The sequence below is a fragment of the Streptomyces sp. CA-111067 genome (assembly GCF_050956065.1).
In the GTDB taxonomy this organism is placed as follows: domain Bacteria; phylum Actinomycetota; class Actinomycetes; order Streptomycetales; family Streptomycetaceae; genus Actinacidiphila.
In genome coordinates this window covers 7619588-7645219 of record NZ_CP192103.1, presented here as the reverse complement: position 1 = coordinate 7645219, position 25632 = coordinate 7619588, and the positions used below count along the sequence as shown (strand labels likewise).

Annotated in this window: 23 protein-coding genes; 10 read left to right on the top strand and 13 right to left on the bottom strand. The window is 72.7% G+C overall.

Annotation, left to right across the window (positions count from 1 at the left end; genetic code table 11):
• Nucleotides 1-113: 113 nt before the first annotated feature.
• The gene (locus tag ACQPW6_RS33755) at nt 114-1148 is read left to right on the top strand and encodes a LacI family DNA-binding transcriptional regulator (RefSeq protein ID WP_433893513.1); all 1035 of its coding nucleotides are present in this window, start codon (nt 114-116) and stop codon (nt 1146-1148) included.
• Nucleotides 1149-1174: 26 nt separating this feature from the next.
• Here ACQPW6_RS33755 and ACQPW6_RS33750 read toward each other — a convergent pair whose 3' ends face one another.
• The 7 genes from ACQPW6_RS33750 to ACQPW6_RS33720 all read right to left on the bottom strand — a co-directional run bounded on the left by ACQPW6_RS33750 (nt 1175) and on the right by ACQPW6_RS33720 (nt 8882).
• Entirely contained in the window at nt 1175-1996 is an 822-nt protein-coding gene (locus ACQPW6_RS33750) for a helix-turn-helix domain-containing protein (RefSeq protein ID WP_433893512.1), read from the bottom strand.
• A gap of 9 nt (nt 1997-2005) precedes the next feature.
• Nucleotides 2006-2830, bottom strand: coding sequence for an alpha/beta fold hydrolase (locus ACQPW6_RS33745; RefSeq protein ID WP_433893511.1), 825 nt, complete (start codon nt 2828-2830; stop codon nt 2006-2008).
• Nucleotides 2831-3818: 988 nt separating this feature from the next.
• On the bottom strand, nt 3819-4157 hold the full coding sequence (locus ACQPW6_RS33740) for a hypothetical protein (protein ID WP_433893510.1): 339 nt from the start codon (nt 4155-4157) through the stop codon (nt 3819-3821).
• 113 nt (nt 4158-4270) lie between these two features.
• Entirely contained in the window at nt 4271-5506 is a 1236-nt protein-coding gene (aroA, locus tag ACQPW6_RS33735) for a 3-phosphoshikimate 1-carboxyvinyltransferase (protein ID WP_433893509.1), read from the bottom strand.
• A 312-nt stretch (nt 5507-5818) separates the two neighbouring features.
• A complete protein-coding gene (locus ACQPW6_RS33730; protein ID WP_433893508.1) occupies nt 5819-6436 on the bottom strand; it encodes a bifunctional 4-hydroxy-2-oxoglutarate aldolase/2-dehydro-3-deoxy-phosphogluconate aldolase in 618 nt (205 codons plus the stop codon).
• A gap of 260 nt (nt 6437-6696) precedes the next feature.
• On the bottom strand, nt 6697-7524 hold the full coding sequence (locus ACQPW6_RS33725) for an AIM24 family protein (protein WP_433893507.1): 828 nt from the start codon (nt 7522-7524) through the stop codon (nt 6697-6699).
• A 74-nt stretch (nt 7525-7598) separates the two neighbouring features.
• Nucleotides 7599-8882, bottom strand: a complete 1284-nt coding sequence (locus ACQPW6_RS33720; protein ID WP_433893506.1) for an ROK family transcriptional regulator — start codon at nt 8880-8882, stop codon at nt 7599-7601.
• Between the two features lie 148 nt (nt 8883-9030).
• Between ACQPW6_RS33720 and ACQPW6_RS33715 the strand changes: the two genes are divergently transcribed.
• From ACQPW6_RS33715 to ACQPW6_RS33700, 4 genes are read left to right on the top strand one after another with little or no spacing between them, the layout of a single operon-like run.
• Entirely contained in the window at nt 9031-10386 is a 1356-nt protein-coding gene (locus ACQPW6_RS33715; RefSeq protein WP_433893505.1) for an ABC transporter substrate-binding protein, read from the top strand.
• Nucleotides 10387-10402: 16 nt separating this feature from the next.
• Nucleotides 10403-11407, top strand: a complete 1005-nt coding sequence (locus ACQPW6_RS33710) for a carbohydrate ABC transporter permease (RefSeq protein ID WP_433893504.1) — start codon at nt 10403-10405, stop codon at nt 11405-11407.
• Nucleotides 11400-12269, top strand: coding sequence for a carbohydrate ABC transporter permease (locus ACQPW6_RS33705; RefSeq protein ID WP_433893503.1), 870 nt, complete (start codon nt 11400-11402; stop codon nt 12267-12269). Before ACQPW6_RS33710 ends, ACQPW6_RS33705 begins: the two co-directional genes overlap by 8 nt.
• Before the next feature lie 19 nt (nt 12270-12288).
• Nucleotides 12289-13644: a GH1 family beta-glucosidase gene (locus ACQPW6_RS33700; protein WP_433893502.1), complete on the top strand. Its 1356-nt coding sequence runs from the start codon at nt 12289-12291 to the stop codon at nt 13642-13644.
• Nucleotides 13645-13762: 118 nt separating this feature from the next.
• On the opposite strand, the gene allB is transcribed toward ACQPW6_RS33700, so the two are convergent.
• On the bottom strand, nt 13763-15118 hold the full coding sequence (gene allB, locus ACQPW6_RS33695; protein WP_433893501.1) for an allantoinase AllB: 1356 nt from the start codon (nt 15116-15118) through the stop codon (nt 13763-13765).
• Nucleotides 15119-15248: 130 nt separating this feature from the next.
• Here allB and ACQPW6_RS33690 point away from each other — a divergent pair, with 130 nt between their 5' ends.
• The gene (locus tag ACQPW6_RS33690) at nt 15249-16019 is read left to right on the top strand and encodes an IclR family transcriptional regulator (protein ID WP_433893500.1); all 771 of its coding nucleotides are present in this window, start codon (nt 15249-15251) and stop codon (nt 16017-16019) included.
• Nucleotides 16020-16076: 57 nt separating this feature from the next.
• On the opposite strand, the gene ACQPW6_RS33685 is transcribed toward ACQPW6_RS33690, so the two are convergent.
• Nucleotides 16077-16277, bottom strand: coding sequence for a hypothetical protein (locus tag ACQPW6_RS33685; RefSeq protein ID WP_433893499.1), 201 nt, complete (start codon nt 16275-16277; stop codon nt 16077-16079).
• Between the two features lie 82 nt (nt 16278-16359).
• Nucleotides 16360-17217, bottom strand: coding sequence for an SCO6745 family protein (locus tag ACQPW6_RS33680; protein WP_433893498.1), 858 nt, complete (start codon nt 17215-17217; stop codon nt 16360-16362).
• Nucleotides 17218-17498: 281 nt separating this feature from the next.
• Between ACQPW6_RS33680 and ACQPW6_RS33675 the strand changes: the two genes are divergently transcribed.
• Nucleotides 17499-18437 carry a hypothetical protein gene (locus tag ACQPW6_RS33675; RefSeq protein ID WP_433893497.1) on the top strand — a complete coding sequence of 313 codons (939 nt, stop codon included), beginning with the start codon at nt 17499-17501 and terminating at the stop codon, nt 18435-18437.
• Between the two features lie 77 nt (nt 18438-18514).
• Here ACQPW6_RS33675 and ACQPW6_RS33670 read toward each other — a convergent pair whose 3' ends face one another.
• Complete coding sequence (locus tag ACQPW6_RS33670; RefSeq protein WP_433893496.1) at nt 18515-18844, bottom strand: DUF5955 family protein; 330 nt, start codon at nt 18842-18844, stop codon at nt 18515-18517.
• 287 nt (nt 18845-19131) lie between these two features.
• A complete protein-coding gene (locus ACQPW6_RS33665) occupies nt 19132-21012 on the bottom strand; it encodes a serine/threonine-protein kinase (RefSeq protein WP_433893495.1) in 1881 nt (626 codons plus the stop codon).
• A gap of 114 nt (nt 21013-21126) precedes the next feature.
• On the opposite strand from ACQPW6_RS33665, the gene ACQPW6_RS33660 reads away from it, so the two are divergent.
• The 3 genes from ACQPW6_RS33660 (at nt 21127) to ACQPW6_RS33650 (ending at nt 24058) form a co-directional block, all read left to right on the top strand.
• Nucleotides 21127-21801 carry a nucleotidyltransferase family protein gene (locus tag ACQPW6_RS33660; RefSeq protein ID WP_433893494.1) on the top strand — a complete coding sequence of 225 codons (675 nt, stop codon included), beginning with the start codon at nt 21127-21129 and terminating at the stop codon, nt 21799-21801.
• A gap of 123 nt (nt 21802-21924) precedes the next feature.
• Nucleotides 21925-23550, top strand: a complete 1626-nt coding sequence (gene aceB, locus ACQPW6_RS33655) for a malate synthase A (RefSeq protein WP_433893493.1) — start codon at nt 21925-21927, stop codon at nt 23548-23550.
• A 1-nt stretch (nt 23551) separates the two neighbouring features.
• The gene (locus ACQPW6_RS33650; RefSeq protein ID WP_433894745.1) at nt 23552-24058 is read left to right on the top strand and encodes an N-acetyltransferase family protein; all 507 of its coding nucleotides are present in this window, start codon (nt 23552-23554) and stop codon (nt 24056-24058) included.
• A gap of 172 nt (nt 24059-24230) precedes the next feature.
• Here ACQPW6_RS33650 and ACQPW6_RS33645 read toward each other — a convergent pair whose 3' ends face one another.
• Nucleotides 24231-25631: an 8-oxoguanine deaminase gene (locus ACQPW6_RS33645; RefSeq protein WP_433893492.1), complete on the bottom strand. Its 1401-nt coding sequence runs from the start codon at nt 25629-25631 to the stop codon at nt 24231-24233.
• Between the last annotated feature and the right edge of the window lies 1 nt (nt 25632).

Genomic DNA, 25632 nt, shown 5'->3' with positions numbered 1-25632 from the left:
ACACACCGCAGTCAGCGCAGTCACCACAGTCGTCAGGAACATCGAACAGACCGAGGACTCCTGCGCGGACCGGCACGGCACCGGCCGCCGGTCCGGCCGGGGAAGGGAACACCATGGCGCGCGCCCGTGCCGCCGACGGCGGTGCGCCGACGATGCGCGACGTGGCGGCGCGCGCCGGCGTCAGCGCGATGACCGTCTCCCGGGTACTCAAGGACGACCCCGGGGTCGGCGCGGACACCAGGACCCGGGTGCTGGCGGCCGTCGACGCCCTCGGCTACCGCCGCAACGAGAACGCCCGGAGCCTGCGGCTCGGCGGCGCCAGCGGCCTGGTCGGTCTGGTCGTCACCAACCTGGCCAACCCCTTCTACTCCCGGCTCGCGCTGGGCGTGCAGGAGGTGCTCTCCGCGCACGGTCTGCGGGTGCTGCTCAGCAACACCGGGGAGCACGCCGAGCGCGAACGCGACGTGGTCACCGACCTGGTGGCCCACCAGGTGGACGGGATGATCGTCGTCCCCGCGGGCAGCAGCCAGTCGCACCTGGCGCCCGCCGCGGTGCACCACATGCCCGTGGTGCTCGCCTCCCGGCCGCCGGCCGGGATGGACGCCGACTGCGTCCTGGTCGACGACTTCGGCGGCGCCGAGGAGGGCACCCGCCAGCTGATCTCCGACGGCCACCGGCGGATCGGCTTCCTCGGCAACCCGCCGGTCATCTACACCGGCGCGGAGCGGTTCCGCGGGTACTGGGCCGCGCACGAGGCGGCCGGGTTGCAGCCCGACGAGCAGTTCGTCCGCCGCGGCCTGACCGACGTGGCCGCGGCGGAGGCCGCGGCCCGGGCGATCCTCGGCGCCGCCGACGCGCCCACCGCGCTGTTCTGCACCAACAACCGGATGAGCCAGGGGGCGATCCGCGCGGTGCACGCGCTGGGGCGGCCGGTGGCGATCGCCGGCTTCGACGACTTCGAACTCTCCGACGTGCTGGGCGTTCTCGGGGTGCCGCTGACGATCGTGGCCTATGACGCGGACGAGGTGGGGCGGCGGGCGGCACGGCTCCTTCTCGAACGGATCGGCCAGGCAGCCGGTACGGGGCAGGCGGCGCGGCGGACCGTCGTCCCGACGCGGGTGATCCGCTACGGGGCTGCGCCGGCCTAGGCCGCGGGCCGTTGGCGGGCTCCCGGTCAGTGCGGCCAGGTGGTCCGGTCGATGGCCAGCCAGGGCGCGACCGCGACGGCCGACGGGGTGAGGCCGGTGAAGGACTTCACCTCGCGGTGCAGGTGCGGCTGGTCCACGTAGCCGGTGGTGGCCGCGACCGCGGCGGGGGCGTGGCCGGTCGCCAGCAGGTGGGCGGCGTGGTCGAAGCGGATCAGGCGGGCCGCCCGCTTGGGGGTGATGCCGAGTTGGGCGCGGAAGCGGGCCAGGAGGCGTTTGCGGCTCCAACCGACCTCGTCGGCAAGGGCGTTGATCTGTACGCGTCCCCGGTGGGTGAGCGTACGGCGCCAGGTGTGGGCGATCTCGGGGTCGACTTCGGGGCGGGCGCCGAGCCTGCGGGCGAGGAAGTCCGTTGCGAGGGTGAACCGTTCGTCCCATGAGGCGGCCGCGCGCAGGGCGTTCTCGGCCTGTTCTGCGCCGTGGCCCCAGAGGTCGCGGAGGGACGCCACGGTGCCGGTGAGGTCCGGCGCTCCGAACACCGCTGTGGCCAGGGCCGGTTCCAGCCGGATCTGCAGGCACTCACCGACCTGGCCGCCGGTCCTGAGCCCGCCGGGGAGCAGGCCGGCGACGACGCTGCCGTGGCCGTGCCGGCCGTCCGTCTCGTACGCGAGGCCCTCACCGTCGCTCAGGTCGATGAGCAGGGTGACGGAGGGGTGCGCGACCATGGCGATGTTCACCGGGGCCGGGGCGCGCTGGCGGAAGCCGGCCATGCTGATTCCGGGCAGCCGCAGCGGCAGTCGGGGGACGGCGATGTCCACGCTCGCCCAGTCGGGGTCGCCCGTCGGCAGCACGTGGCCAGCTTAGGTCTCTGGGACGGACGGGCGCGACGCGGTGAAGTCCAGCAGGAGCCGGCCGGTGCGCTCGGGTTCCTCGAACATGACGAGATGGCCGACGCCGGCCAGCGTCTTGACGCGCGCGCCGGGCACGGCGTCGTACTGGTGCACCGAGGACGGTTCCCAACGCGGGTCTGCCGCACCGAAGATCACCAGTATCGGGACGTCGAGGGCCTTCAGCCGATCGGGCACGCTCTTCTCGGCGACGTAGGCGCTGTTGCAGCGCAGCACCGCGCGGGTCGTGCGGTACGTCATCCTCCGCAGATCGGCGACCACCTCGTCCGGCAGGTCCACCGGGCGAGCGGCCGTCGCGTTCAGGGCTTTACGGGTCACCCCGTCGGAACGCACCGCCCACAGCAGGGGACCGAGCGGCGGGGCCAGCAGCGCGCGCAGGATGAGCGGCTGCGGCAGGAACGCGTCGAGGCTCGGCCCCGAGCTGAGCAGCGCGAGCGAGCGCACGAGGTCGGGCCGCTGCTCGGCCAGCGCGGTGGCGACGTAGCCACCGCTGGAGTGCCCGACCACGTCGGCCTGCCCGAGCCCGAGCCCGAGCCCGTCCAGCACGGCCGCCACTCCCGCCGCTTGCAACGGCACGTCGTACTTCGGCGCGGGCGCGGACCGGCCGCAGCCGGGCAGGTCGACCCGGATGACGTGATGCCGGCTGGCGAGCGCCGGGATCAGCGGGCTCCAGGTGGCGCCGGAGGCGGCGGAGCCGTGTATGAGGAGCAGCGGGGGCGCGTCGGGTGGTCCGTCGTGAACGACGTGTATTCCGCGCGGGATGTCTTTTTCGCCCATGGGGCGATTCTGGGGAAGCTCGGGGCTGGCCGTCTTGTACGTTTGTCCGCTCGCCGGTGGGTGCACGGGTGGGGGAGGTGGTGGCTCCGCCCCCGGTGGGTGGTGCGGTTACGTTTCCGGGTGCGGCCCGGTTGCCTTCCGGTGTTTCCCACCCGCCCGCCCGTGCAGGTGCGTCCTTGGGTGCACGTCTTGTGGTGGGTGGGGTCGGGGCCGCCCCGGGGCACCTCCTCGGGCTGCTCACGGAACCGGGGGTAGATCGTGAAGCCCCATGTCGTTCACAGCCCTGCGGGGGCACCCCGGACCGTCCCCTCCCAGGCCGAGTGGCGGCTTGAGGCCGCGAGGGGGTATCTGGTGGGGGCTAAGGTCCGTGGGCAAGTGCCGGTCACTGAGGGAGCATTGCGCCCCCCGAGGGCCGCCGGCTGAGGCCGTCTGGCGCCCACCGCCCGTCGATCCATCCGGAGCCCGATCCCCCCTCCAACTACCGCCGGTCTCAGACACCCACCCGCGCCGCACCACTCAGCCGCCATCGAACACCCAGCACCGCACCAGCCGCCCGCGCTGGCACCTCCACCCCCACCGACCATGGGCCGCCACCCGGGCGCGAGCGGGGGCGGACAGGAGGCCCAATGCCCCATCAGTAACCGGCACCCGACAACGAACCCGCACCCCCACCGATCACCCCCCGCGGCCTCAAGCCGCCGTCCGGCATGGGAGGGGACGGTCCGGGGTGCCCCCGCAGGGCTGTGAACGACATGGGGCCTCGTGATTTATCCCGGGTGCGTGAGCAGCCCGAGGAGGTGCCCCGGGCCGGCACCGACCCCACCCACCAGAGAACGTGCACCCAAGGACGCACCCGCACGGGCGGGGCGGTGGGAAAAACGGCAGGCACGGCGCCCAGCCGTGAAAACGAACCGCACCGACCACCGGGGCGAAAACCCAACCGGGAGCGATCAGCGAGCACCTCGGCGACGCCCGCCATCCCGCGCCGCTAGGAGAAGACAACCGAACGCAGCTTCACGCGCTGCGACATCGCGCCCCCGTGCGGGCGCATCGCGAAGCCGTCGCCCGCGCACCGGGGGCCGGTGAAGCCGACGGCCACCGAGTCCGTCTCGTTGCGCGGCGCGTACGCCGACTTGTCGGCGTCCGGGCCCATCACCTCGGGGAGCAGCAGGCACTGGCCGCTCGGCGGGTCGGTCAGCACCGTGGTCATCGGGCCCTGCCGGCTCTGGAAGGAGTAGGCGAACGTGCCGTCAGCCGCCTGCGCCGCGGAGGGGAGGAGGAAGGTGGTGGCGAGCGCGCAGGCGGCGGCGGTGGCGTGGAAACGCATGGGGCGGGTCCCTCTCACGGTCGGAGAAAGAACCACGTTAAAACGGGGCGAACAGAGTGAAACGCTTCTTCAGGGCCGGACGGGCACCCGGGCGCGTCGGCCCAATGGCCCGTTCACACACCCCAGTCGGCGCGCACCGCGGCGAAGAACTCGTGGAAGCCGGGGAACGTCTTCCGTACGCACTCCGGGTCGTCGAAGGTGGTGCCCGGGGTGCGCAGGCCGGCCACCGCGAAGCTCATCGCCATCCGGTGGTCGCCGTGGCAGGCGATCTCGACGGGGGCGGGCGTGCCGGGGTGGATCTCGATCCAGTCGCGGCCGGTCTCGACCCGGATGCCCTGCCGGCGCAGGTTCCCCGCGCACGCTTCGAGGCGGTCGCACTCCTTGACGCGGGTGTTGTAGACGTCCTCGATCCGGACCGGGCCGTCGGCGAACGGCGCGATGGCGGCGAGGGTCGGCATCGTGTCGGAGATGTCCCGCATGTTGACGGTGAGGCCGGACAGCCGGCCGGTGCCCGTGACGGTGGTGGCGTCGGCGGTGGTCTCGACCTCGGCGCCCATCCGGGCCAGGACGTCCACGAAGCGCAGGTCGCCCTGGAGGGCGTCGGTGCCGAGACCGGGCACGGTCGCGCTGCGGCCGGAGAGCGCGGCGGCGGCGAAGAAGTAGCTGGCCGCGGAGGCGTCGGGCTCGACGGGGTAGTCCTGGGCGCGGTAGCCGCCGGGCGGTACGGCGAAGGTGTCGCCGTCGCGGCCGACCTCGACGCCGAAGCGCCGCATCATGGCGAGGGTGATCTCCACGTACGGTACCGAGACGATGCCGGTGACCCGGATCCGCAGGCCCTCGGCCATCAGCGGTCCGGCCATGAGGAGCGCGGTCAGGAACTGCGAGGACAGGCTGGCGTCGAGGTCGATCGCGCCGCCCTTGATGCCGTGCGCGACGACGGTGAGCGGGAGGTGGCCCTCGGCCTCGTCGTGGGTGAGGTCGACGCCGAGGGAGCGCAGGGCCTCGGTGAGCGGGGCGACGGGGCGGCGGCGCATCTGGGCGGAGGCGTCGAAGCGGTACGTGCCGTGGCCCGCGGCGGCCAGGGCGGGCAGGAAGCGGGAGGCGGTGCCGGCGTCCCGGCAGTGCACCTCGGCTTCGGCGGCGGCGGGTCCGGCCGGCCGGCCGGTGATCCGCCAGGCGTCCGGGCCGCGCTCCACCTCGTAGCCGAGGGTCTCCAGGCCGGCCGCGAAACCGTCGGTGTCGTCCGAGACCAGCGGCCGCCGCAGCACGCTGACCCCGTCGGCCGCGGCGGCGAGGAAGAGGGCGCGAGCGGTCACCGATTTGGAGCCGGGGACGGCGACGATCGACACGGGTTGCCTCCTGGCAGGTAGCACCAAAACCGGGCCTCCGCGGCCCGCCCGCGAGTCTAGGGCCCCACCCCCTGGGCCCCGGCCCAGCCCCGGGACCCATCCGCCCGTCCGGCACGCCGAGCCCCGCCGCCGCGGCGGCAGCGACATCCGCCCTCCGGGCAACACCCGACCCCCGGCCGGATGCCGCCTGGCACCGCCGAGCCCGTACGGCACCGCCGGCTCACGCCGGCCAGCGGCCCCGCCGTCGCGGTGGGAACCACTGTCGGCCCCGGGGGCCTCCCGGGTGCGGATCTTCCCTCGTCGTACCGTCCGTCAGGACGTCAAGCGGTCCAGGAGTTCCGTCAAGCGCTTCGTCACCGTTTCGCGGTCGCCCTCTGTCAACGCCGAGCCCATGCCTATCGCCACCGCGCCGGAGGCGATCCAGTCGGGGGCCTCTTGGATCGTGATGCCGCCCAGGGGGATCACCGGGGCCTGGGGGAGGATGGCCAGGACGTCGGTGATCCACAGCGGGGTGAAGGACGTCGCCGGGTAGAGGGCCAGGGCGTCGGCGCCGAGCTCCATCGCGCGGACCGCTTCCGTGGCCGTGGCGACGCCGGGGAAGACCGGGATGCCGTAGCGGTGGCCGGTGCGCAGGACCTGTTCATCGAGGTTGGGCGACAGCAGGAAGCGCGCGCCCGCCTCGATCGCGAGCCGGGCGGACACCTCGTCGATGACGGTGCCCGCGCCGATCACCGCGTCGTCGCCGACCTCGCGCACCAGGGTGGTGACGGCCTCCAGCGCGAACGGCGTGGTGAGCGAGATCTCCAGGGTGGTCAGCCCGGCGGACAGCAGGGTGTCGGCGGTCGCGGCGGCCTGGTCGTAGCTCTCGCTGCGGATCGTGGCGAATACCCGCTGGGCCAGTGCGGCCCGGGTGGTCTCCCAGCGGTACACGGCGTATCGCCGTCCTTCCTGGAGCTACTGCGCGGCGGGTTTCGCACCGCTGCGCGGTGCCCGCGATCAGCACGCTACCGGGCGGGACGGGCCGCTTCGCCGCCAGAAGGGCGAGCTGTCACCGCACCGTGACATGAGAGGAGCATGAGAGCCCTGGGGCCTCCGGGTCTTCCCGCGTAGACCCGCCCCTCACCGGCGGCCGGGATCCGCCGTCTGACGACCGCTCACCGGGGCCGCCCCGAGGTCGGAACGAGTGTGATTCATCCCACATGCGTGGAGAACATCCCGCCCGTCGGCCCCTGCTTGTCCCCGCCCTGCGCCTTCTTCAGCGCGTTGGCAAGCCCCTCGATCGTCATCGACTGCAGGATCACCTGCCCGTTGCCCTCAAGCGTGGCGAGCGACAGCCCCTCGCCGCCGAAGACCGCGTTCATCACGCCCTGCCGGTTGAGGCCGCCGATCCGCTGGACGCCGTACTGGATGCCCTCCTCGAAGGCGACGATGCAGCCGGTGTCGACCTCGATCCGGCCGCCGAAATCGGCGGGGTTGAGGTCCACGAAGTTGCCGGCGCCGGCGATGATCACGGTGCCCTGGCCGGTGAACTTCTCCAGGATGAAGCCCTCGCCGCCGCTCATGCCCTGCCGGCCGCCGGCGAAGGCGATGCCGAACTGGACGCTGCTCTCGGCGGCCACGAAGGCGTCCTTCTCGGCGAACCAGGCGCGCGAGCCGTTCAGTTCGAGGGCGCGCATCTCGCCGGGCAGCACCCCGGCGAAGCCGACGGTGCCCTCCCCGCCGGAGGCGGTGAAGTACTGGAACGCCAGGCTCTCGCCGGCCAGCGCCCGCTGGCCGACCTGCATCGCGGTGCCGACGGCCTGCCGGAGCAGCCCGCCCATCCCGCCACCGCCGCCGGCCGCCCCGCCGCCGCCGGAGCGGGCGCCGGCGGAGCCGGGGCCGCCGAGCCGGGTCTCCATCGAGACGTTGGCGGTCTTGAACAGGAACTTGCCCGCCTCGCAGTACACGGTCTGACCGGGGCTGAGGGTGCAGACGGCCATCTGCATGGCGTTGCCGACGATCTGCTGCTGAACGGTCACAGCCGGGCTCCTAGGGGCGTGCGCGTGCTTCGAGGGGGGGACCTGGTGCCGCTCGCGCGGACCGGGCCGTCCTGTCAACGTATCGCCCGGGCGATTCGGTTCCGGACCCCATCGAGTCCGACATGACCCTCTTGCGGTGGAATGCGTACCGCGCGCTCGCCGCCGGTGTCGAGGAACCGGGCCAGCGGCAGGGTGGCCGCGCCCACGGTGACCGCGTCCGGGCCGAGCCGGCCCAGCTCGATCGAGGTCTGCGCGCAGGGGTGGTGCAGCGAGTAGGCGGCGGCCACCTCGCGGACGCCGGGCAGCAGCCGGGGGCCGAGCAGCAGCCCGGCCCAGCCGCCGATCACGATCCGGTGCGGGTTGAACAGGTTGATCAGGTCGGCGATGCCGGCGCCGAGGTACTCCGCGGCCTCGGCGAGCAGCGCGCCCGCCTCCGGGTCGGTGTCGCCCGCGGCGAGCAGCAGGGCGAGCCCGGTCTCCTCGCTGACCCCCTCGGGGGCGGACGGCCAGCGGCCGATCAGCGCCTCCGCGCCGACGTACGCCTCCAGGCAGCCGCGCGACCCGCAGCGGCAGGTCCGGCCGCCGACCCGCAGCGTGGTGTGGCCCCACTCCCCCGCGCTGCTGCTGGCGCCGTGGTAGGGCTTGCCATTGGTGACCACGCAGGCGCCGACGCCGGAGCCGATCAGGGCGATGACGACGTTGCCCGAGCCGCGTCCGGCGCCGAACCACATCTCGGCCTGGCCGAGGGTCTTGGCGCCGTTGTCGATGAACAGCGGCAGCCGGGTGCCGGCCCGCAGCAGCCGGCCGAGCGGCACCGCGTCCCAGCCGATGGTCTGGCCGTGCACGACGATGCCGTCGCCGGCGCCGGGCGCGTTGTCGCCCTGCTCGACGATGCCGGGCACGCCGATGCCGACGCCGAGCACCTCGCTGTCGTCGATGCCGGCCTCGCGGACCACGGTCTCGATGCCTTCGAGAGCCAGGCGCACCACGTGGTCCACGTCGTGGCCGCTGTCGGACAACGGCAGGTCGGCCGACGAGCGTTCGGTCAGCGCCAGGTCGAACAGCTCGACCCTGACCCGGGTTTCGCCGACGTCCACCCCGACGACGTAGCCGTGGCCGGCGGCGACCTGGAGCAGGATCCGCGGCCTGCCGCCGTCGGACTCGACGGCTCCGGCCTCCTCGACCATGCCGTCCGCGATCAACTCTCCAACGACGTTGCTGATCGAGCCGGCGCTCAGGCCGGTGTCCCGGCCGAGCTCCTGGCGGCTGAGCGGGCCTTCGAAATACAAATGACGCAGAAGCGCCGCACGGTTGCCGCGCCGCAGGTCACGCACGGTTCGCTTGCCGCGTTCAGCCATCAGTCGCCCCTCCTGGCCTGTCCGGCGCGAATCTATCGCTGCACAAGGTCTTGACGCCACCTTTTCTCACAAGTTAAATCACGGCCTGAATTAAGGTACAGGCGCTGTTCACTTCCTGAAGCGATCCCACCCCTGAGAGGGAACCGTCATGCGCACCTCCAGCACCTCCACCAGACTCCTCGCGGCCACCGCTCTTGTGGCCGCGCTCGGTCTGACGCTCTCCGCCTGTGGCGGCGGCAACGACGACGACAACAAGGGCAGCGGCAGCAGCCCGGCGGCTCCTGGCAGCCTCAAGGGCCAGACCATCACCTACTGGGCGAGCAACCAGGGCACCAGCCTGGAGGCCGACAAGACGACCCTGACCGCCGAGCTGAACAAGTTCACGGCGCAGAGCGGCGTCAAGGTCAAGCTGGAGGTCATCGGCTGGGCGGACCTGCTCAACCGGATCCTGGCGGCGACCACTTCGGGCCAGGGCCCGGACGTGCTCAACATCGGCAACACCTGGTCGGCCTCGCTCCAGGCCACCGGCGCGCTCATGCCGTGGGACTCCGCCGCGTTCTCCACCATCGGTGGCAAGGACCGCTTCACGGCCGCCTCGATCGCCTCGGCGGGCGCCGCGGGCAAGGACCCGGCCGCCGTGCCGCTGTACTCGATGGCGTACGGCCTGTACTACAACAAGAAGATGTTCGCCGACGCGGGCATAGCCACCCCGCCCACCACGTGGGACGAGCTGGTCGCCGACGGCAAGAAGCTCACCACGGGCGGCCACTACGGCATCGCGGTCGAGGGTGCCAACGGCGCGGAGAACATCCACCACGTCTTCGTGCTGGCCAAGCAGCGCGGCGCCGACTGGTTCGACGCGAGCGGCAAGCCGACCTTCACCGGCCCGCAGCAGGTCGCGGCGGTCAAGCAGTACGTGGACTTCATCGCCAGCGACAAGATCGCGGCCAAGGGCGACGCCGAGTACGTCCAGAACCAGACCATCACCGACTTCGCCACCGGCAAGGCCGCGATGATGATGTGGCAGTCGGCCGCCCCGGCGATCGCCTCGCACGGCATGAAGCCCACCGACTACGGCGTGGTGCCGGTGCCGACGCAGACCGCGGGTGCCACCGGTGACGCCGGTGTGACCTCGATGGTGGCCGGTATCAACATCGCCATCTTCCAGAGCACCAAGCACAAGGCCGCCGCCGAGGCGTTCGTGAAGTTCATGACCAGCACGGACGAGCAGAAGGCGCTCAACGGCAAGTACGGCTCCATCCCGCCGGTCGTCGAGGCGGACAGCGACCCGGCGTTCCAGACCCCGGACCTGAAGGTGCTGGCCGGTGTGCTGCAGAAGTCGGCGGCCCCGCTGCCGCAGGTCGCCAACGAGAGCCAGTTCGAGAACCTGGTCGGCCCCGCCGTCAAGAGCCTGTTCGCCGACGCGGCGGCCGGCAAGGCAGTGACCGACGACTCCGTCAAGGCCGCGCTGCAAAAGGCGCAGCAGCAGATGCCCGCCTCGTAAGGATCGGCTCTCCTCCATGACTGCCACCGCCCCCCCGAGGCGTGCGCCCGAAGCCGGCCCCGGTAGCGGCAAGTCCGCTGCCGGGCGCCGGCTCGGCCCGCGTGTCGTCGAACGGATCCGCCGCGGCGGACTTCCGTACCTGCTCCTGCTACCCGCCATTGTCGCCGAACTGCTGATCCACATCGTGCCGATGTTCTTCGGCATCCTGATCAGCTTCAAGAACCTGACCCTGTTCTACATCCGCCACTGGGACAGCGCCCCGTGGGCAGGACTCGGCAACTACAAGACCGCTGTCAAGATCCACCAGCCGATCGGCAAGGAGCTGCTGCACTCGTTCTGGGTGACGCTGTCCTACACCCTGCTGTCGGTGGCGCTGTCGTGGCTGCTCGGGACCGCCGCCGCGATCCTGCTGCAGGACAAGTTCCGCGGCCGCGGCCTGATCCGGACGCTGTTCCTGGTGCCCTACGCGCTGCCGGCCTACGCGGCGCTGATCACCTGGACGTTCATGTTCCAGCAGGACACCGGTCTGGTGAACCACGTCCTGCACGACCAGTTGCACCTGACGTCGAGCAAGTCGTTCTGGCTGATCGGCGACAACAGCTTCTGGGCGATGATCATCGTCTCGGTCTGGAAGTCCTGGCCGTTCGCCTTCCTGGCGCTGATGGCCGGCCTGCAGAACATCCCACGCGAGCTGTACGAGGCCGCCGCCATGGACGGCGCCGGCGTCTGGCAGCAGATCAGGAAGATCACCATGCCGTCACTGCGGCCGGTGAACCAGGTCATCGTGCTGGTGCTGTTCCTGTGGACGTTCAACGACTTCAACACGCCGTTCGTGATGTTCGGTCAGAACCCGCCACGCCAGTCGGACCTGATCTCGATCCACATCTACCAGTCGTCGTTCATCAACTGGAACTTCGGCTCCGGCTCCGCGATGTCGGTCCTGCTGCTGCTGTTCCTGCTCGTGGTCACGGCGGTCTACCTCTTGGTGACCTCAAGGGGAAGGAGCGAGAACGATGTCTAGGTTCTCCGACCAGCCGTCGCCGATGGCGCAGCCGAAGTCCTTCATCTGGACCCGGCGGATCGTGCTGACGCTGCTGCTGGTCTTCGTACTCGTTCCGGTGTACGTGATGCTCAGCTCGTCCCTGAAGAGCCTTCAGGACGTGCAGGGCTCGTTCAAGTGGATCCCGCACAGCCTGACGTTCAAGCCCTATGTGGACATCTGGAAGACGATCCCGCTGGCGCACTACTTCGTGAACTCGGTCATCGTGTGCGTCAGCGCGACCGCGTTCTCCGTGGTGCTCGCGGTGTTCGCCGCCTACGCGGTGAGCCGCTACCGGTTCATGGGCCGCAAGGTCTTCACCGTGACGGTGCTGTCCACCCAGATGTTCCCCGGCATCCTGTTCCTGCTGCCGCTGTACCTGATCTTCGTCAACCTCGGCAACAGCACGGGCATCACGCTCAACGGCAGCCGGCTGGGCCTGATCATCACCTACCTCACCTTCTCGCTGCCGTTCTCCATCTGGATGCTGGCGGGCTACTTCGACTCGATCCCGCGGGATCTGGACGAGGCCGCGAAGGTCGACGGCTGCGGGCCGCTCGGGGCGCTGTTCCGGGTCGTGGTGCCGGCCGCCGTGCCGGGCATCGTGGCGGTCAGCGTCTACGCCTTCATGACGGCCTGGGGTGAGGTCCTCTTCGCCTCTGTCATGACCAACCAGTCCACCAGAACGCTCGCGGTGGGCCTGCGCGAGTACGCCACCCAGAACGACGTGTACTGGAACCAGGTCATGGCGGCCTCGATCGTGGTGAGCGTGCCGGTGGTCGTCGGATTCCTGCTACTTCAGCGTTACCTCGTCGCCGGCCTCACCGCCGGTGCCGTCAAGTAACCCCAGCGAAAGGCTGCTTGTGAACGACCTCAGCGCTCTTCCCGCCGAATTCGTCTGGGGGGCGGCCACCGCCGCCTACCAGATCGAGGGCGCGGTGGACGAGGACGGCCGGGCCCCGTCCATCTGGGACACCTTCTCCCGAACCCCCGGCAAGGTCGCGGGCGGCGACACCGGCGACGTCGCCTGTGACCACTACCACCGCTGGTCCGAGGACCTGGACCTGATGAAGGCCCTCGACCTGGACTCCTACCGGTTCTCCATAGCCTGGCCGCGGATCATCCCGGACGGCTCGGGCGCGGTCAACGCGGCCGGACTGGCCTTCTACGACCGGCTGGTGGACGCCCTGCTCGAAGCGGGCATCACCCCGAACGCCACCCTGTACCACTGGGACCTGCCGCAGGCACAGCAGGACCGCGGCGGCTGGCCGGAGCGGGCGACCGCCGAGCGGTTCGGCGAGTACGCGGCCGTGGTCGCCGGCGCGCTGGGCGACCGGGTGAAGGACTGGGCCACGCTCAACGAGCCGCTGTGCTCGGCCTGGATCGGCCACCTGGAGGGCACCATGGCCCCCGGCTGGACCGATCTGACGGCGGCGGTCCGCGCCTCGTACCACTTGCACGTCGGGCACGGCCTGGCCGTGCAGGCGCTCCGCGCCGCGCACTCCGACCTGCGGATCGGCATCGTCAACAACCTCAGCCCGTGCGAGCCGGCCACCGACCGCGAGGCCGACGTGGCCGCCGCGCGCCGCGCCGACGGACACACCAACCGCTGGTGGCTGGACCCGATCCACGGGCGCGGCTACCCGCAGGACATGGTGGAGCTGTACGGGGTGGACCTGCCGATCAAGGACGGCGACCTGGAGTCCATCGCCGCGCCGCTGGACTGGCTCGGCCTGAACTACTACTTCCGCAACGTCATCACCGACGACCCCACGGGGCCGGCGCCGCACGCCAAGTCGGTGTACCTGCCGGGCGTGCGCCGCACCGCGATGGACTGGGAGGTGAACGCCGACGGCCTGGAGCAGCTGCTGGTCCGGCTCTCCGAGGACTACGGCGCCGAGCGGATCTTCGTCACCGAGAACGGCTCGGCCTACCTCGACACGGTGGGCCCCGACGGCCAGGTGGACGACCCGGAGCGCACGGCGTACCTGGAGGAGCACCTGGCCGCCTGCGCCCGGGCGATCCGCCGCGGGGTGCCGCTGGCCGGGTACTACGCCTGGTCGCTGCTCGACAACTTCGAGTGGGCGTACGGCTACGACAAGCGCTTCGGCCTGGTCCATGTGGACTACGCCACCCAGAAGCGCACGATCAAGGGCAGCGGACGCAGGTACGCCGACCTCGTCGCCGCACACCGGCGCCGGGTGCGGCGCGCTGCCTGACGGTCGCGCGAATCCGCGGAAGCGGCGCCGGGCAGGGCCGGTGCACGGGACACGACAGCGTTGTCGCGTACGGTGCAGCGGTCCCGCCCGGTTCGCCGGGCGGTGCGGTCGCGCCCGCTCAACTCCCGCCGGCCGGCCGTTCGATGAGCCGGCCGGCGGGCTCGCCGGTGACGGCCGGGCCGGCCGCGATCTGCCGGCCGCGCAGCCAGGTGCCGCGCGGCACCCCGTACAGGGTGCGGCCCGCGTAGGCGGTGATCGGGTTGCGGTGCCTGAGCGCCGCCGGATCGACGGTGAAGGTCTGCTCGGGGGCGAGCGCGGCGAAGTCCGCGTCGAAGCCCTCGGCGATGGCGCCCTTGCGGTCGAGGCCGGCCAGCCTCGCCGGGCCCGCCGACATCCAGCCGGCCACGTCGGACAGCGTGTGGCCGCGCCGCCTGGCCTGCGTCCAGACCGCGGGCAGGCCCAGTTGCAGCGAGGAGATGCCGCCCCAGGCGGCGGCGAAGTCCCCGGTGTCCTTGCGCTTGAGGTCGATGGTCGAGGGCGAGTGGTCGGAGACCACGCAGTCGATGGTGCCGTCGGCCAGCGCCTGCCACAGCGCGTCCTGGTTGGCGGCCTCCCTGATCGGCGGGCAGCACTTGAACTCCGTTGCCCCGTCCGGCACTTCCTCGGCGGTCAGGGTGAGGAAGTGCGGGCAGGTCTCCACCGTGATCCGGACGCCGTCCCGCTTGGCGGCGGCGATCAGCGGCAGCGCCCCGGCCGAGGACAGGTGCAGGACGTGGATCCGGCCGCCGAGCCTCTTGGCCAGCGCGATCAGCCCGGCGATGGCGGTGTCCTCGGCGGCGGGCGGCCGGGAGGCGAGGAAGTCGGCGTAGTGCGGGCCGCCGCGCTGCGGTGCGCCGCCGATCAGCAGCGGGTCCTCGGCGTGCACGATGAGCAGCCCGTCGAAGCGGGTCAACTCGGCGAGCGCTTCGGCCAGTTCGGCCGGGCCGAGGTGCGGGAACTCGTCCACGCCGGACGGCAGCAGGAAGCACTTGAAGCCGAACACCCCGGCTTCGTGCAGGGGTTGGAGGTCGGCGAGGTTGCCCGGCACCGCGCCACCCCAGAAGCCGACGTCGGTGTACACCCGGCCGCGCGCGGTGTCCCGTTTGACCGCCAGGTTCGCGGTGCTGGTGGTGGGCGGGATGCTGTTCAGCGGCATGTCGACCAGGGTGGTGATGCCGCCGGCCGCGGCGGCGGCGGTCGCGGTGGCGAAGCCCTCCCACTCGGTGCGGCCGGGGTCGTTGATGTGGACGTGGGTGTCCACCAGGCCGGGCAGCAGCACGTCGTCGCCGAGGTCGGTCAGCACGGCGCCGTCCGGCACCGGGCCGCCTTGGCCGCGTACGGCGGTGATCGTGCCGCCGGCCACGGCGACATCGGCCGGCCGCTCGCCCTGCGGCGTCACGACACGCGTCGAGCGCAGTACCAGGTCCTCCACCACGGGGTCTCCACCTCTGCGAGAATTTCAACGTTCTGTTGACGGCCATGGTGGATATCGTTCGCCGGGGCGTCAAGGGCGATAGGATTCCACAGAGTGAAAATCTGCTTCCGTATCCACGAGGGGATCGCACGTGTCTGCTGACCGCGCCGGCGGCGTCCAGTCGCTCGAACGCGCCTTCGACCTGCTGGAGCGGATGGCCGACAGCGGTGGTGAGGTCGGGCTGAGCGAGCTGTCGGCCAGCAGCGGCCTGCCGCTGCCGACCATCCACCGGCTGATGCGCACGCTGGTCGCCTGCGGCTACGTACGACAGCAGGCGAACCGGCGGTACGCGCTCGGCCCCCGGCTGATCCGGCTCGGCGAGGGCGCGGCCCGGCTGCTCGGCACCTGGGCCAGGCCGTATCTGGCCGACCTCGTCGAGGCGACCGGCGAGACCGCGAACATGGCGCTGCTGGACGGCGACGAGGTGGTCTACGTCGCCCAGGTGCCGTCGCGGCACTCGATGCGGATGTTCACCGAGGTCGGCCGGCGGGTGCTGCCGCACTCCACCGGCGTGGGCAAGGCGCTGCTCGCGGAGGTGCCGCCGCAGGAGGTGCGCGCGCTGCTGGCCCGTACCGGCATGCCGGCCGCGACCGAGCGGACGATCACCGAGCCGGACGCGTTCCTCGCCGAACTGGAGCGGATCCGCTCCCAGGGCTACGCCGTGGACGACAACGAGCAGGAGGTCGGCGTGCGCTGCCTGGCGGTCACCGTCCCCGGCTCCCCGACGGCCGCGGCGATCTCCATCTCCGGCCCGGCCGGCCGGGTGACCGAGGCCGCCACCGACAAGATCATCCCGATCCTGCACGACGTGGCGGGCCACCTCGCGACGGCCCTGACGACGGCCACCCCGCAACCGCAGTGACCGCCGCCCGCGGGCCGGCCGGCTCCCGCCGGCGCCACCGGCCGACTCCCGCGGGCGCTACGAGACTTCGCTGTCGTCGATCCGCAGGGCGTGGCCGGGCGGCAGGACGAAACGCGGCTGCCGCCGCAGGCGCCTCTCCACCTGTCGCTGCATCATCCGGCGGTTCGCTTCCTCCTCGGCGCGGTCGTACGGCGCGGTGTTCGGTGTGGACGGCGTGGAACGCTCCTCCGCCGGCCCCTGACTGCCTTCGTTCGTCACGCTGACAGCCTAGGACGCGCACGCAGCGCGACGGGCGGTATCGGGGAATTCCCCCGATACGGTGCCGCGGTGGCTTCCGGCGTCATTTCCGTACCGCGAACACCCCCGGCGGGAAGGCTCCGTTCGACACGGCGGTACGGGTGAGCCGGCTGCCGATGTCCGCGAGCCGGCGCGCGCCGGCCTCGCCGAGGTGGTCGTAGGGATCACGGGCCAGCCGGTCGGTGAGGTCCTCGACCTCCTGGCGTACGGCCGCACCCTCCGAGGTCAGTCCGCCCTGGGCGTCGAGCAGTCCGCGGTCACGCAGCCGTTCGGCCGCCCCGTCCCACTCCTGCTGGCTCCAGCCCCGGCTCCTGCGGGCGAACTCCGCGGTGAAGCCGCTCCCCGTGGCGGTGTGGGTGATCAGCGCCTCCAGGCCGCCGAGACCGGACGCGGCCAGCGCGTCGAGGTGCCCGTCGCCGCGGTGCTCACGCAGCAGGGTGGTGGCGTGCCAGAGCGCGAGATGCGGCTGGTCCGGGACGTCGAGTTCCGCGTGGGCGGCGTACAGCGGGCGCCCGGCGGCGGTACACGCCTCCGCCGCGGTCTGCGCGAGCCGCGCGGCCTCCGCCACCTCGGGATCGTCGACGGCGGCCGGGCCGAGCAGCCGGCGCAGCACGGAGTCGACCGCGCGCAGCCGCGCCGCCAGCACGTCCCGGGGGGCGGCGGCCTGCCAGGCCCGCGGGATGTGGCGGGCGACGAGCGTGGGACTGAAATTGTAGAAAGTGGCCGTCACCGTGCCCGCCCCCACCGCGCCCATGGCCGCGGCCCGCCCGGCCAGATAGCACATCCGGCCCGGCTCCAGGCCCGCGGCGGTGAACTCCGCTTCTGCCTCGGGCGCGAAGTAGATCAGCGAGTGCAGCGGGTTGATGGCGTCGTTGCAGGTCCTGGCCGTGGAGGGAGTCATGTACCCATCGTAGGGGCGGGTCCTGCTCCTCCCTTTCGCGCCTTGGGCGGCCGGATCCCGGTGGCCACCGGGTCACCCGCCTCCGCGGCAGCCATTCCGCTTTCGGGCGGTGAGCGGTGACTTGCGTGCTCAGGCCGCTTGTGTGCCGTTACGCACTGCATGGGACGGCGCCCGGCGGGCACGCGAACCAGCATCGCGGCGCCACGGACCGCACAACCGCCCTACGGAACAGGCGAGTTGCGGCCGGCGGCACCGGACCCACGATGACGAGGAGTGAGGACATGGCTGGCACCCGGCGCAGGACAGGGACGGCTTCGAGGTCCGCCGCCCTGGCGGGCGGAGGCGTGGCGATAGCGGCGGTAGTGGCGCTGGCGGGCTGCGGTTCGTCGTCCGGCAACGGCGACGCCTCGGCCGGCGGCACGACGCACTCCCCCACGACGTCCGCGGCCCCGTCGCCTTCGGCGTCGGCCGGAGACCCGGGCGGCACCGGCGACGCCACCGCCGTGCAGACCGCCCTGACGACCACCTCCAAGGCCGACTCGGCGCGGATGACGCTGGACGAGTCGGTGCGCACCGGCGGCAAGGATCTGGCCGTGCACGGCAGCGGTGTGACCTCGATGAAGGGCTCGGGGGCCGACCCGCGCGGGGAGTTCACCGTCGTGACGGCCGGGCAGAAGGTCGAGATGCGGGTGGTGGGCAGCACGCTCTACGAGAAGCTGCCGCCGTCCGCGGCGACCGGCAAGCTGACCCACGGAAAGCCGTGGATCAAGGTGGACACCACGAAGATCCCGCACGGCACCGGGAGCATGGCGAACGAGGCCCCGGACGCGTCCGGCCAACTCGCCTACCTGGACCACCCGCAGCAGGTCACCAAGGTCGGCTCGGAGACCGTCGACGGGGCGCCCACCACGCACTACCGGGTGGTCGTCTCGCCGCAGGCGCTGTCCGCCTCCGGGGTGAGCGCCAAGCCGATCCCGGTCGACGTGTGGGTGGATGCCCAGCACCGGGTGCGGCAGGAGAAGTTGACGGCCGTGATGACGGCCAAGTCCACCGCCTCGCCGTCGGCCGGCTCGTCGCAGTCGATCAGTCTGACGATGACGCTGCACCTGACGGACTTCGGCACGCCGGTGCACGTCACCGCCCCGCCGGCCGGGCAGGTCACCGACGCCACCCAGCAGATCGCCGCGGCGGCCAAGAACGGCTCGTCCAGCACGGTCTGACCGCTCGCCCCCCGCGCGCCGGAGCGCGCGGGGCCGGGTTCACGGCCGGCAGGGGTCGCGGTCAGCAGGGACCGAGGTCAGCGGGGCAAGGCCATCGCCTCTACTGCCACGCGGAGTTCGGTCAGTGCGGCCGACAGGGCGCTGACCGAGCCCAGGGCGGATGCCACCAGCAATAAGGAGTGCCGCAGGGACTCGGTGTCCGGCGCGGACGAGGACACCGCCTGCCGGCCCAGCGCGTCGAGTTGGTCCTCGGCCACCGCCCGGTCAGGCAACGGGGCGCGGTGCGCGGCGAGTTCACTGCGTAACCGGAGTACCGCCCCGAGCAGCCCCGCGGCACCGGGCGCGCTCCCCAGCGCGACCTCGGCGGCCGACCACGCGAACGTACCGCTGCGGTCCCCGTCGATCACTTGCGACTCCCCCACCACACATCCCCTGCCTCGCGCGCATACTTCGCCCCCCGGCGCCCGGTCGTGACCCCCGGGGCGGATCAGTAAACGCGACGAGGTGCCGATCGCGCCACATGGTCGGCGAAAAATGCGCCAAATTCGCTGCGGTGCGGGGTCGTTGACCGACGCCGGGTGACAATTCGGCCGTTCGGTGCCCGGTCCTGTCCGGCCGTGACGCCCTCTGGACGACGGATCGTCAGAACATTCGGAGCCGTGTCAACCGGCGGAGCTGTCGGAGCTGTCGGAAGCTACGGGCCCTGGCCCGCCGCGCTCCGGTCGGCGACCTGGAGGCCGCGCCAGACGGTGATGTCCAGGATGACCCGGGGGTCCGGCTCACCCTGGGCGGTGAGTTGACGGAACGTCACCAGTGCGGCCGTGCCGTCCATCGACTGCACGCACAGCCGCGAGCCGGCGTTCAGCCGGTCGCGCGCGATCGTCGGCATCGGGTGGGTGGCGGCCCGGCAGGCGGCCAGGGTGCCGGGGGCGCCCGGTTCGAGCAGGGCGAGGGTGCCCGCGTGCGGGTCGGTGGTGAAGACGTCGGGCTGGACGGAGTAGCCGAGGTTGCCGGCGGCCGGGCCCTGGAGCAGTTGGAGCGGGTCCTGCGCCAGCACCAGGGCGTATCCGGCGGGCAGTTGGACGCCCCGGTAGATCGTGCCCTGCGGTTCCGGCGCGCCGGTCGCGTTCCCGTCGCCGCCGCCGGGCGCGGTCGGCACACCGGGAACGGCGCCGCCCGGCACGGTGGTCGGCGCGCTGCCGCCGCCCGGGACCGTCGTGGGCACGCGACCGTCGTCCCGCGGTGGCGTGCCATGGCCAGGCGCCGTGCTGGGCGCCGCGCCCGCCGCCCGCGCCGGGCCGCCCTTCGCCGACGACCCGTCGAAGCCGCCGGCCAGCGCCACCCCGGCCGTTATCACCACGGCCAGCGCCGCCAGCGCCCCGACCAGGACCGCCATCCGCCGCCGGCCCCGGCCGCCCGGCCGGTGCAGCGGCAAGGGCAGCGGCCGCAGCGGCAGCGGTCTCGGCAGGTGCATGTGGACCGGCCGGGTCCACCCGGTGTGCCAGTGCGGCGCGGGCCAGCCGTGCCCCGGCGGCTGCGCGGGCGGTGGCGGCGCCGCCGGGGCCGGCGGTGCGGGCGGCGGCATCGGCGGGACCAGCGCGGCCAGCAGGGCGGGCGGCAGCCAGGGGTCGAGCCGGGGCCGTACCGACTCCGGCGCCGCCTGGCCGCACATCGCGATGATCTGCGCGGGCGAGGGCCGCAGCGCCGGGTCCTTGATCAGGCAGCGGGTGACGATCTCCCGCAGCTGGCCCGGGAGTTCGGAGAGGTCGGCCTCCTCCTGCGCGACCCGGGCCAGCACGGCCTGCGCGGGCCCGTCGCCGAACGGGGCGATCCCGGTGGCCGCGTAGGCAGCGATCTGGCCGAGCGCGAAGACGTCGGTGGCCGGGCCGCCCGGCCGGCCCGCGGCCTGCTCGGGCGAGCGGAGGACCGGCGCGCGGCCGGCCGGGGCACCCTCGGACCCGGCAGCGCCCTCAGCCCCCTCGGCCTCGGCCTCCGCTTCCCCCTCCCCCGTCCCGTCCGCCTCCGGCCGGCCGGTGAGCAGTTCCGCGTCGGCGGCCCGCGCGATGCCGTAGTCCTTGACCCGGGGCCCGTCCGCGGCGAGCAGGACGTTCGCGGGCCGCAGGTCGCCGTGCACCACCCCGGCGCGGTTCATCGCGGCCAGCGCCTCGGCGATCCCCGCCACCAGCCGCAGCACCCCGCCGACCGGCAGCGGCCCGGCGGCGGCGACCGCCGCGTGCAGCGACAGCGCGGGGACGTAGCCGGAGGCGAACCAGTACCGGCCGCCGTCGGCACCGCTGCCGGTGACCGGGACGGTGTACGGGCCGCGCACCCGCTGGGCGGCAAGACCGTCGTGGTGGAAGCGGGTGGCGAAGCCGGGCAGCGCGGCGAGTTCGGGGCGGACGACGGTGAGGGCGACGGGCCGGCCGTCGGGCGCGTGCGCGAAGAAGACCCGGCCGAGAGCGCCGTCGCCGAGCCGCGCGCTGATCCGGTGGCCGGAGAGCAGCGTCGGGTCCGCGGCGCCCGGCGGTTCGAAGACCTGTCCCCTGACGACCGGACCGCCGTGCTGAGCGCCCATCAGTCCCCGTTCCTCGGCTGGCACCGCTCCTCCCGGCACACGCCTGACGATACCGGAACACGCCACGCCGACGGCGGCCTGTCCCGACGGCCCGGTACGCGGTATGCAGGACGCATGGAGACGAATGGCGAGGTGGCCGCCCTGCTGCTGGCCGCGGGCGGCGGACGGCGGCTCGGCGGCCGTCCCAAGGCGCTGCTGCCGTACGACGGGCGCCCGCTGGTCGAGCACGCGGTGGCGGTGCTGCGGGCCGGCGGCTGCGGTCCTGTGCATGTGGTGCTGGGCGCGGCGGCCGACGAGGTCGAGGCGCGGGCCGACCTGGCGGGCTGCGTGATCGTCCGCAATCCGCACTGGGAGGAGGGCATGGGCTCCTCGCTGCGCGCGGGCCTGGCCTCCCTGGCGGGCCACCCGGCCGCCGACGCGGCGCCGGACGCCGCCCAGACGGCCCGCCCCTCCGCCGCCCTGATCAGCCTGGTGGACCAGCCGGGCATCGGCGCCGAGTCCGTGGCCCGCGTGCTGGCCGCCGCCCCCGCCGCCGACGACCTGGTCTCCGCGCTGGTCTCGGCCATGTACGAGGGCCGCCGCGGCCACCCCGTGCTGATCGGCGCCGCCCGCTGGGCCGGGGTGGCGGCCGGCGCCGGCGAGGACCGCGGCGCGCGGACGTATCTGCGCGAGCACGCCGAGCAGACCGTGCTCGTGGAGTGCGCCGACGTCGGCGATCCCGCGGATATCGACACCCCCGCCGACCTGCGGCTTCTCCGGCCCGCTGCACCGCGTGCCACAAAACGTTGAACTTCCGCACTGTGAAAACTATGCTCCACCTTGCAGAAGCGCCCGCACCACGGAGCCGCACGGCACTGCGTGCCTCCCGCACCGCCGGACGCCAGCACCCTTGCTCTCTGGAGGAGTGACCGCATGTCCGCAAGCACCCCCTCGTCCGCCGTCGTCGTCCCCGGGACGGCGGGGCCAGTCCACCGGGGCGAGGAGGTGCTCACCCCCGAGGCGCTGGCCTTCCTCGCCGAGCTGCACCGCCGCTTCGCCCCCCGCCGGGCCGAACTGCTGGCCCTGCGGCAGCGCCGCCGCGCCGAGATCGCCCGCACCGGCACCCTGGACTTCCTGCCGGAGACCGCGCACATCCGCGACGACCCGCAGTGGCGGGTGGCCCCGGCCCCGGCCGCGCTGGACGACCGCCGGGTGGAGATCACCGGTCCCACCGACCGCAAGATGACGATCAACGCGCTCAACTCCGGCGCCAGGATCTGGCTCGCCGACTTCGAGGACGCCTCGGCCCCCACCTGGGAGAACGTGATCGGCGGCCAGGTCAACCTGATCGACGCCTACGAGCGGCGGATCGACTTCACCTCCCCCGAGGGCAAGTCGTACGCGCTGGGCGACGCCGAGAGCCTCGCCACCGTCGTGGTCCGGCCGCGCGGCTGGCACCTGGACGAGCGGCACCTGGCCGTGGACGGCGAGCAGATGCCGGGCGCGCTGGTGGACTTCGGCCTCTACTTCTTCCACAACGCGCGGCGGCTGATCGACCTCGGCAAGGGCCCGTACTTCTACCTGCCCAAGACCGAGTCGCACCTTGAGGCCCGGCTGTGGAACGAGGTGTTCGTCTTCGCCCAGGACCATGTCGGCATCCCGCAGGGCACCGTACGGGCGACCGTGCTGATCGAGACGATCACCGCCGCGTACGAGATGGAGGAGATCCTCTACGAGCTGCGCGACCACGCCTCCGGGCTGAACGCGGGCCGCTGGGACTACCTGTTCTCGATCGTGAAGAACTTCCGCGACGGCGGCGAGCGCTTCGTCCTGCCGGACCGCAACGCGGTGACGATGACGGCCCCGTTCATGCGCGCCTACACCGAACTGCTGGTGCGCAGCTGCCACAAGCGCGGCGCGCACGCGATCGGCGGCATGGCCGCGTTCATCCCGTCCCGGCGCGACCCGGAGGTCAACAAGGTCGCGTTCGAGAAGGTCAAGGCCGACAAGGACCGGGAGGCGGCCGACGGCTTCGACGGCTCCTGGGTCGCGCACCCCGACCTGGTGCCGATCGCCCGCGCCTCGTTCGACGCGGTGCTCGGCGACCGGCCGAACCAGAAGGACCGGCTGCGCGAGGACGTGCACGTCACCGCCGCCGAGCTGATCGACGTGGCCTCGCTGGACGCCCGGCCCACCTTCGAGGGCCTGCGCAACGCCGTCCAGGTCGGCATCCGCTACATCGAGGCGTGGCTGCGCGGCATGGGCGCGGTGGCGATCTTCAACCTGATGGAGGACGCGGCGACCGCGGAGATCTCCCGCTCGCAGATCTGGCAGTGGATCAACGCCGGTGTGGTCTTCGAGGGCGGCGAGAAGGCCACCCCCGAGCTGGTCCGGCAGGTCGCTGCCGACGAGCTGGTGGCCATCCGCACCGAGGTCGGCGAGGACGCCTTCGCCACCGGCAAGTGGACCGAGGCGTACGAGCTGCTGCTGCGCACCGGGCTGGACACCGACTACGTGGACTTCCTGACGCTGCCTGCCTACCGTGAGCTGCGTGACTGATGTGCTGATACGTGACGCGACCGAGGCCGACTGGCCGCGGATCTGGCCGTTCCTGCGGGAGATCTGCGCCGCGGGCGAGACCTTCTCCTACCCCGTCGACCTGCCGGAGGAGCGGGCCAGGGAGTTCTGGATGCTCGCCGCGCCGAACCGGACGGTGGTCGCGGTCGGCGACGACGGCACCGTACTCGGCACCGCCAAGATGAACGCCAACCAGATGGGCAACGCGGCGCACATCGCCAGCGCGAGCTACATGGTGGACCCGGCGCACTCCGGCCGGGGCGTCGGGCGGGCGCTGGTGGACGAGACGCTGGCCTGGGCGGAGCAGCAGGGCTTCCGCGGCATGCAGTTCAACGCGGTGGTGGCCACGAACACCAACGCCGTGGCGCTCTACGAGTCGGTGGGCTTCCGGGTGGCCGGCACGATTCCCGGCGGCTTCCGGCATCCCGCGAAGGGCTATGTAGACCTGCTGATCATGTTCCGGCCGATCGGTGCGGACACCGGCGCCTGACGGCAGATCGACAGATCGACACCGCCCCCGGCACGGAAGTGCCGGGGGCGGTGTCGTCGGACCCCAGGTCAGGACGGGGTCCGCTCACCGGCCGGGGGCCGTCCCTCCCCGACCGGTCGTCTGGGCAACCGCAACCGCAACCGCGGCCTCAGGCTCGGCCGCGGGCTCGGCCTCAGGCCAGGCCGGCGATCTCCGCCAGCCGCCTGGCCTCAGTGCGGGTCAGCCGCGCGATGCCGTCCTCGTCGGCCCGGGTCAGGCTGCCGTTCTCGACCACCGGCACCCCGCCGACCAGCGACAGCGTGACCGGGGCCGCGGCCCCGAAGACCAGTGCCGCGACCGGGTCGGCGATCGACGCGTGCCCGATGCCGTCGAGCTTCCACAGCACCAGGTCGGCGAGCTTGCCCGGTTCGAGCGAGCCGATCTCCGCGGTCCTGCCGAGCACCTGCGCGCCGCCGTAGGTGCCCAGGCGGAGCGCCTGCCGGGCGTCGAGCGCCTTCTCGCCGCCGCCGAGCCGGTTGATCAGCAGCGCGTTGCGCAGCTCGGTGTGCAGCTCGCCGGACTCGTTGGAGGCGGTGCCGTCCACGCCGAGGCCGACCGGCACGCGGGCGGCCAGCATGTCGGGCACCCGGGCGATCCCGGCGGCCAGCCGGGCGTTGGAGGACGGGCAGTGCGCCACGCCGGTGCCGGTGCGGGCGAAGGCGGCGATGTCGGAGTCGTTCATGTGGACGCAGTGCGCCATCCACACGTCGTCACCGAGCCAGCCGGTGGACTCGAAGTAGTCCGTCGGGCCCATGCCGAACAGCTCGTGGCAGAACTTCTCCTCCTCCACCGTCTCGCTGCCGTGGGTGTGCAGCCGTACGCCCTTGCGGCGGGCCAGCACAGCGGCCTCCCGCATCAGCTCGGTCGACACCGAGAACGGCGAGCAGGGCGCCGCGGCGATCTGCAGCATCGAGCCGAACGAGGCGTCGTGGTGGGTGTCGATCGCCTGCTCGGTGGCGAGCAGCGCCTCCTCGGTCGACTCCACCGCGAAGTCCGGCGGCAGCCCGCCGTCGCTCTTGCCGCGGTCCATCGAGCCGCGGGCGGCGGTGAACCGCACGCCGAGTTCTGCGGCGGCCCTGATCTCGGCGCCCAGCAGGTCGCCGGCGCCGCGCGGGAAGACGTAGTGGTGGTCCATCGCGGTGGTGACGCCGCCGCGGACCAGGACGCCGAGCGATCCGGCAGCGGCCGCGTAGACCATCGGCTCGTCGATCCGCGCCCAGGTCGGGTAGAGCTCGACCAGCCAGTCGAACAGGTTGCTGTTCTGCGCCAGGCCGCGGGTGAGCCACTGGTAGAAGTGGTGGTGGGTGTTGACCAGGCCGGGGGTGGCCAGATGGCCGGTGCCGTCGATCCTGCGGGTCACCCCGGCCAGGCCGGCCGGCGCGGGCCCGGCCGCCACCGACTCGATGACGTTGCCGGCGACGACGATGTGGCCTGAGGTGTGCTCGGTGCCGGCCGCGTCCACCGTGGCGATGGCGCAGTTCTCGATGACGACGCGCTCGACGGGGGCGCCGCTCTCGGTGTGGGTCTCGGTCATG

Excerpts from the sequence above, each read along its gene's own strand:
- ACQPW6_RS33755 (WP_433893513.1), top strand. The coding sequence starts at position 114 with ATGGCGCGCGCCCGTGCCGCCGACGGCGGTGCGCCGACGATGCGCGAC.
- ACQPW6_RS33705 (WP_433893503.1), top strand. The coding sequence starts at position 11,400 with ATGTCTAGGTTCTCCGACCAGCCGTCGCCGATGGCGCAGCCGAAGTCC.
- ACQPW6_RS33665 (WP_433893495.1), bottom strand. The coding sequence starts at position 21,012 with ATGGGCGCTCAGCACGGCGGTCCGGTCGTCAGGGGACAGGTCTTCGAA.
- ACQPW6_RS33675 (WP_433893497.1), top strand. The coding sequence starts at position 17,499 with ATGGCTGGCACCCGGCGCAGGACAGGGACGGCTTCGAGGTCCGCCGCC.
- aceB (WP_433893493.1), top strand. The coding sequence starts at position 21,925 with ATGTCCGCAAGCACCCCCTCGTCCGCCGTCGTCGTCCCCGGGACGGCG.
- ACQPW6_RS33660 (WP_433893494.1), top strand. The coding sequence starts at position 21,127 with ATGGAGACGAATGGCGAGGTGGCCGCCCTGCTGCTGGCCGCGGGCGGC.
- ACQPW6_RS33720 (WP_433893506.1), bottom strand. The coding sequence starts at position 8,882 with ATGGCTGAACGCGGCAAGCGAACCGTGCGTGACCTGCGGCGCGGCAAC.
- ACQPW6_RS33740 (WP_433893510.1), bottom strand. The coding sequence starts at position 4,157 with ATGCGTTTCCACGCCACCGCCGCCGCCTGCGCGCTCGCCACCACCTTC.
- ACQPW6_RS33680 (WP_433893498.1), bottom strand. The coding sequence starts at position 17,217 with ATGACTCCCTCCACGGCCAGGACCTGCAACGACGCCATCAACCCGCTG.
- ACQPW6_RS33645 (WP_433893492.1), bottom strand. The coding sequence starts at position 25,631 with ATGACCGAGACCCACACCGAGAGCGGCGCCCCCGTCGAGCGCGTCGTC.
- ACQPW6_RS33710 (WP_433893504.1), top strand. The coding sequence starts at position 10,403 with ATGACTGCCACCGCCCCCCCGAGGCGTGCGCCCGAAGCCGGCCCCGGT.
- ACQPW6_RS33715 (WP_433893505.1), top strand. The coding sequence starts at position 9,031 with ATGCGCACCTCCAGCACCTCCACCAGACTCCTCGCGGCCACCGCTCTT.
- ACQPW6_RS33745 (WP_433893511.1), bottom strand. The coding sequence starts at position 2,830 with ATGGGCGAAAAAGACATCCCGCGCGGAATACACGTCGTTCACGACGGA.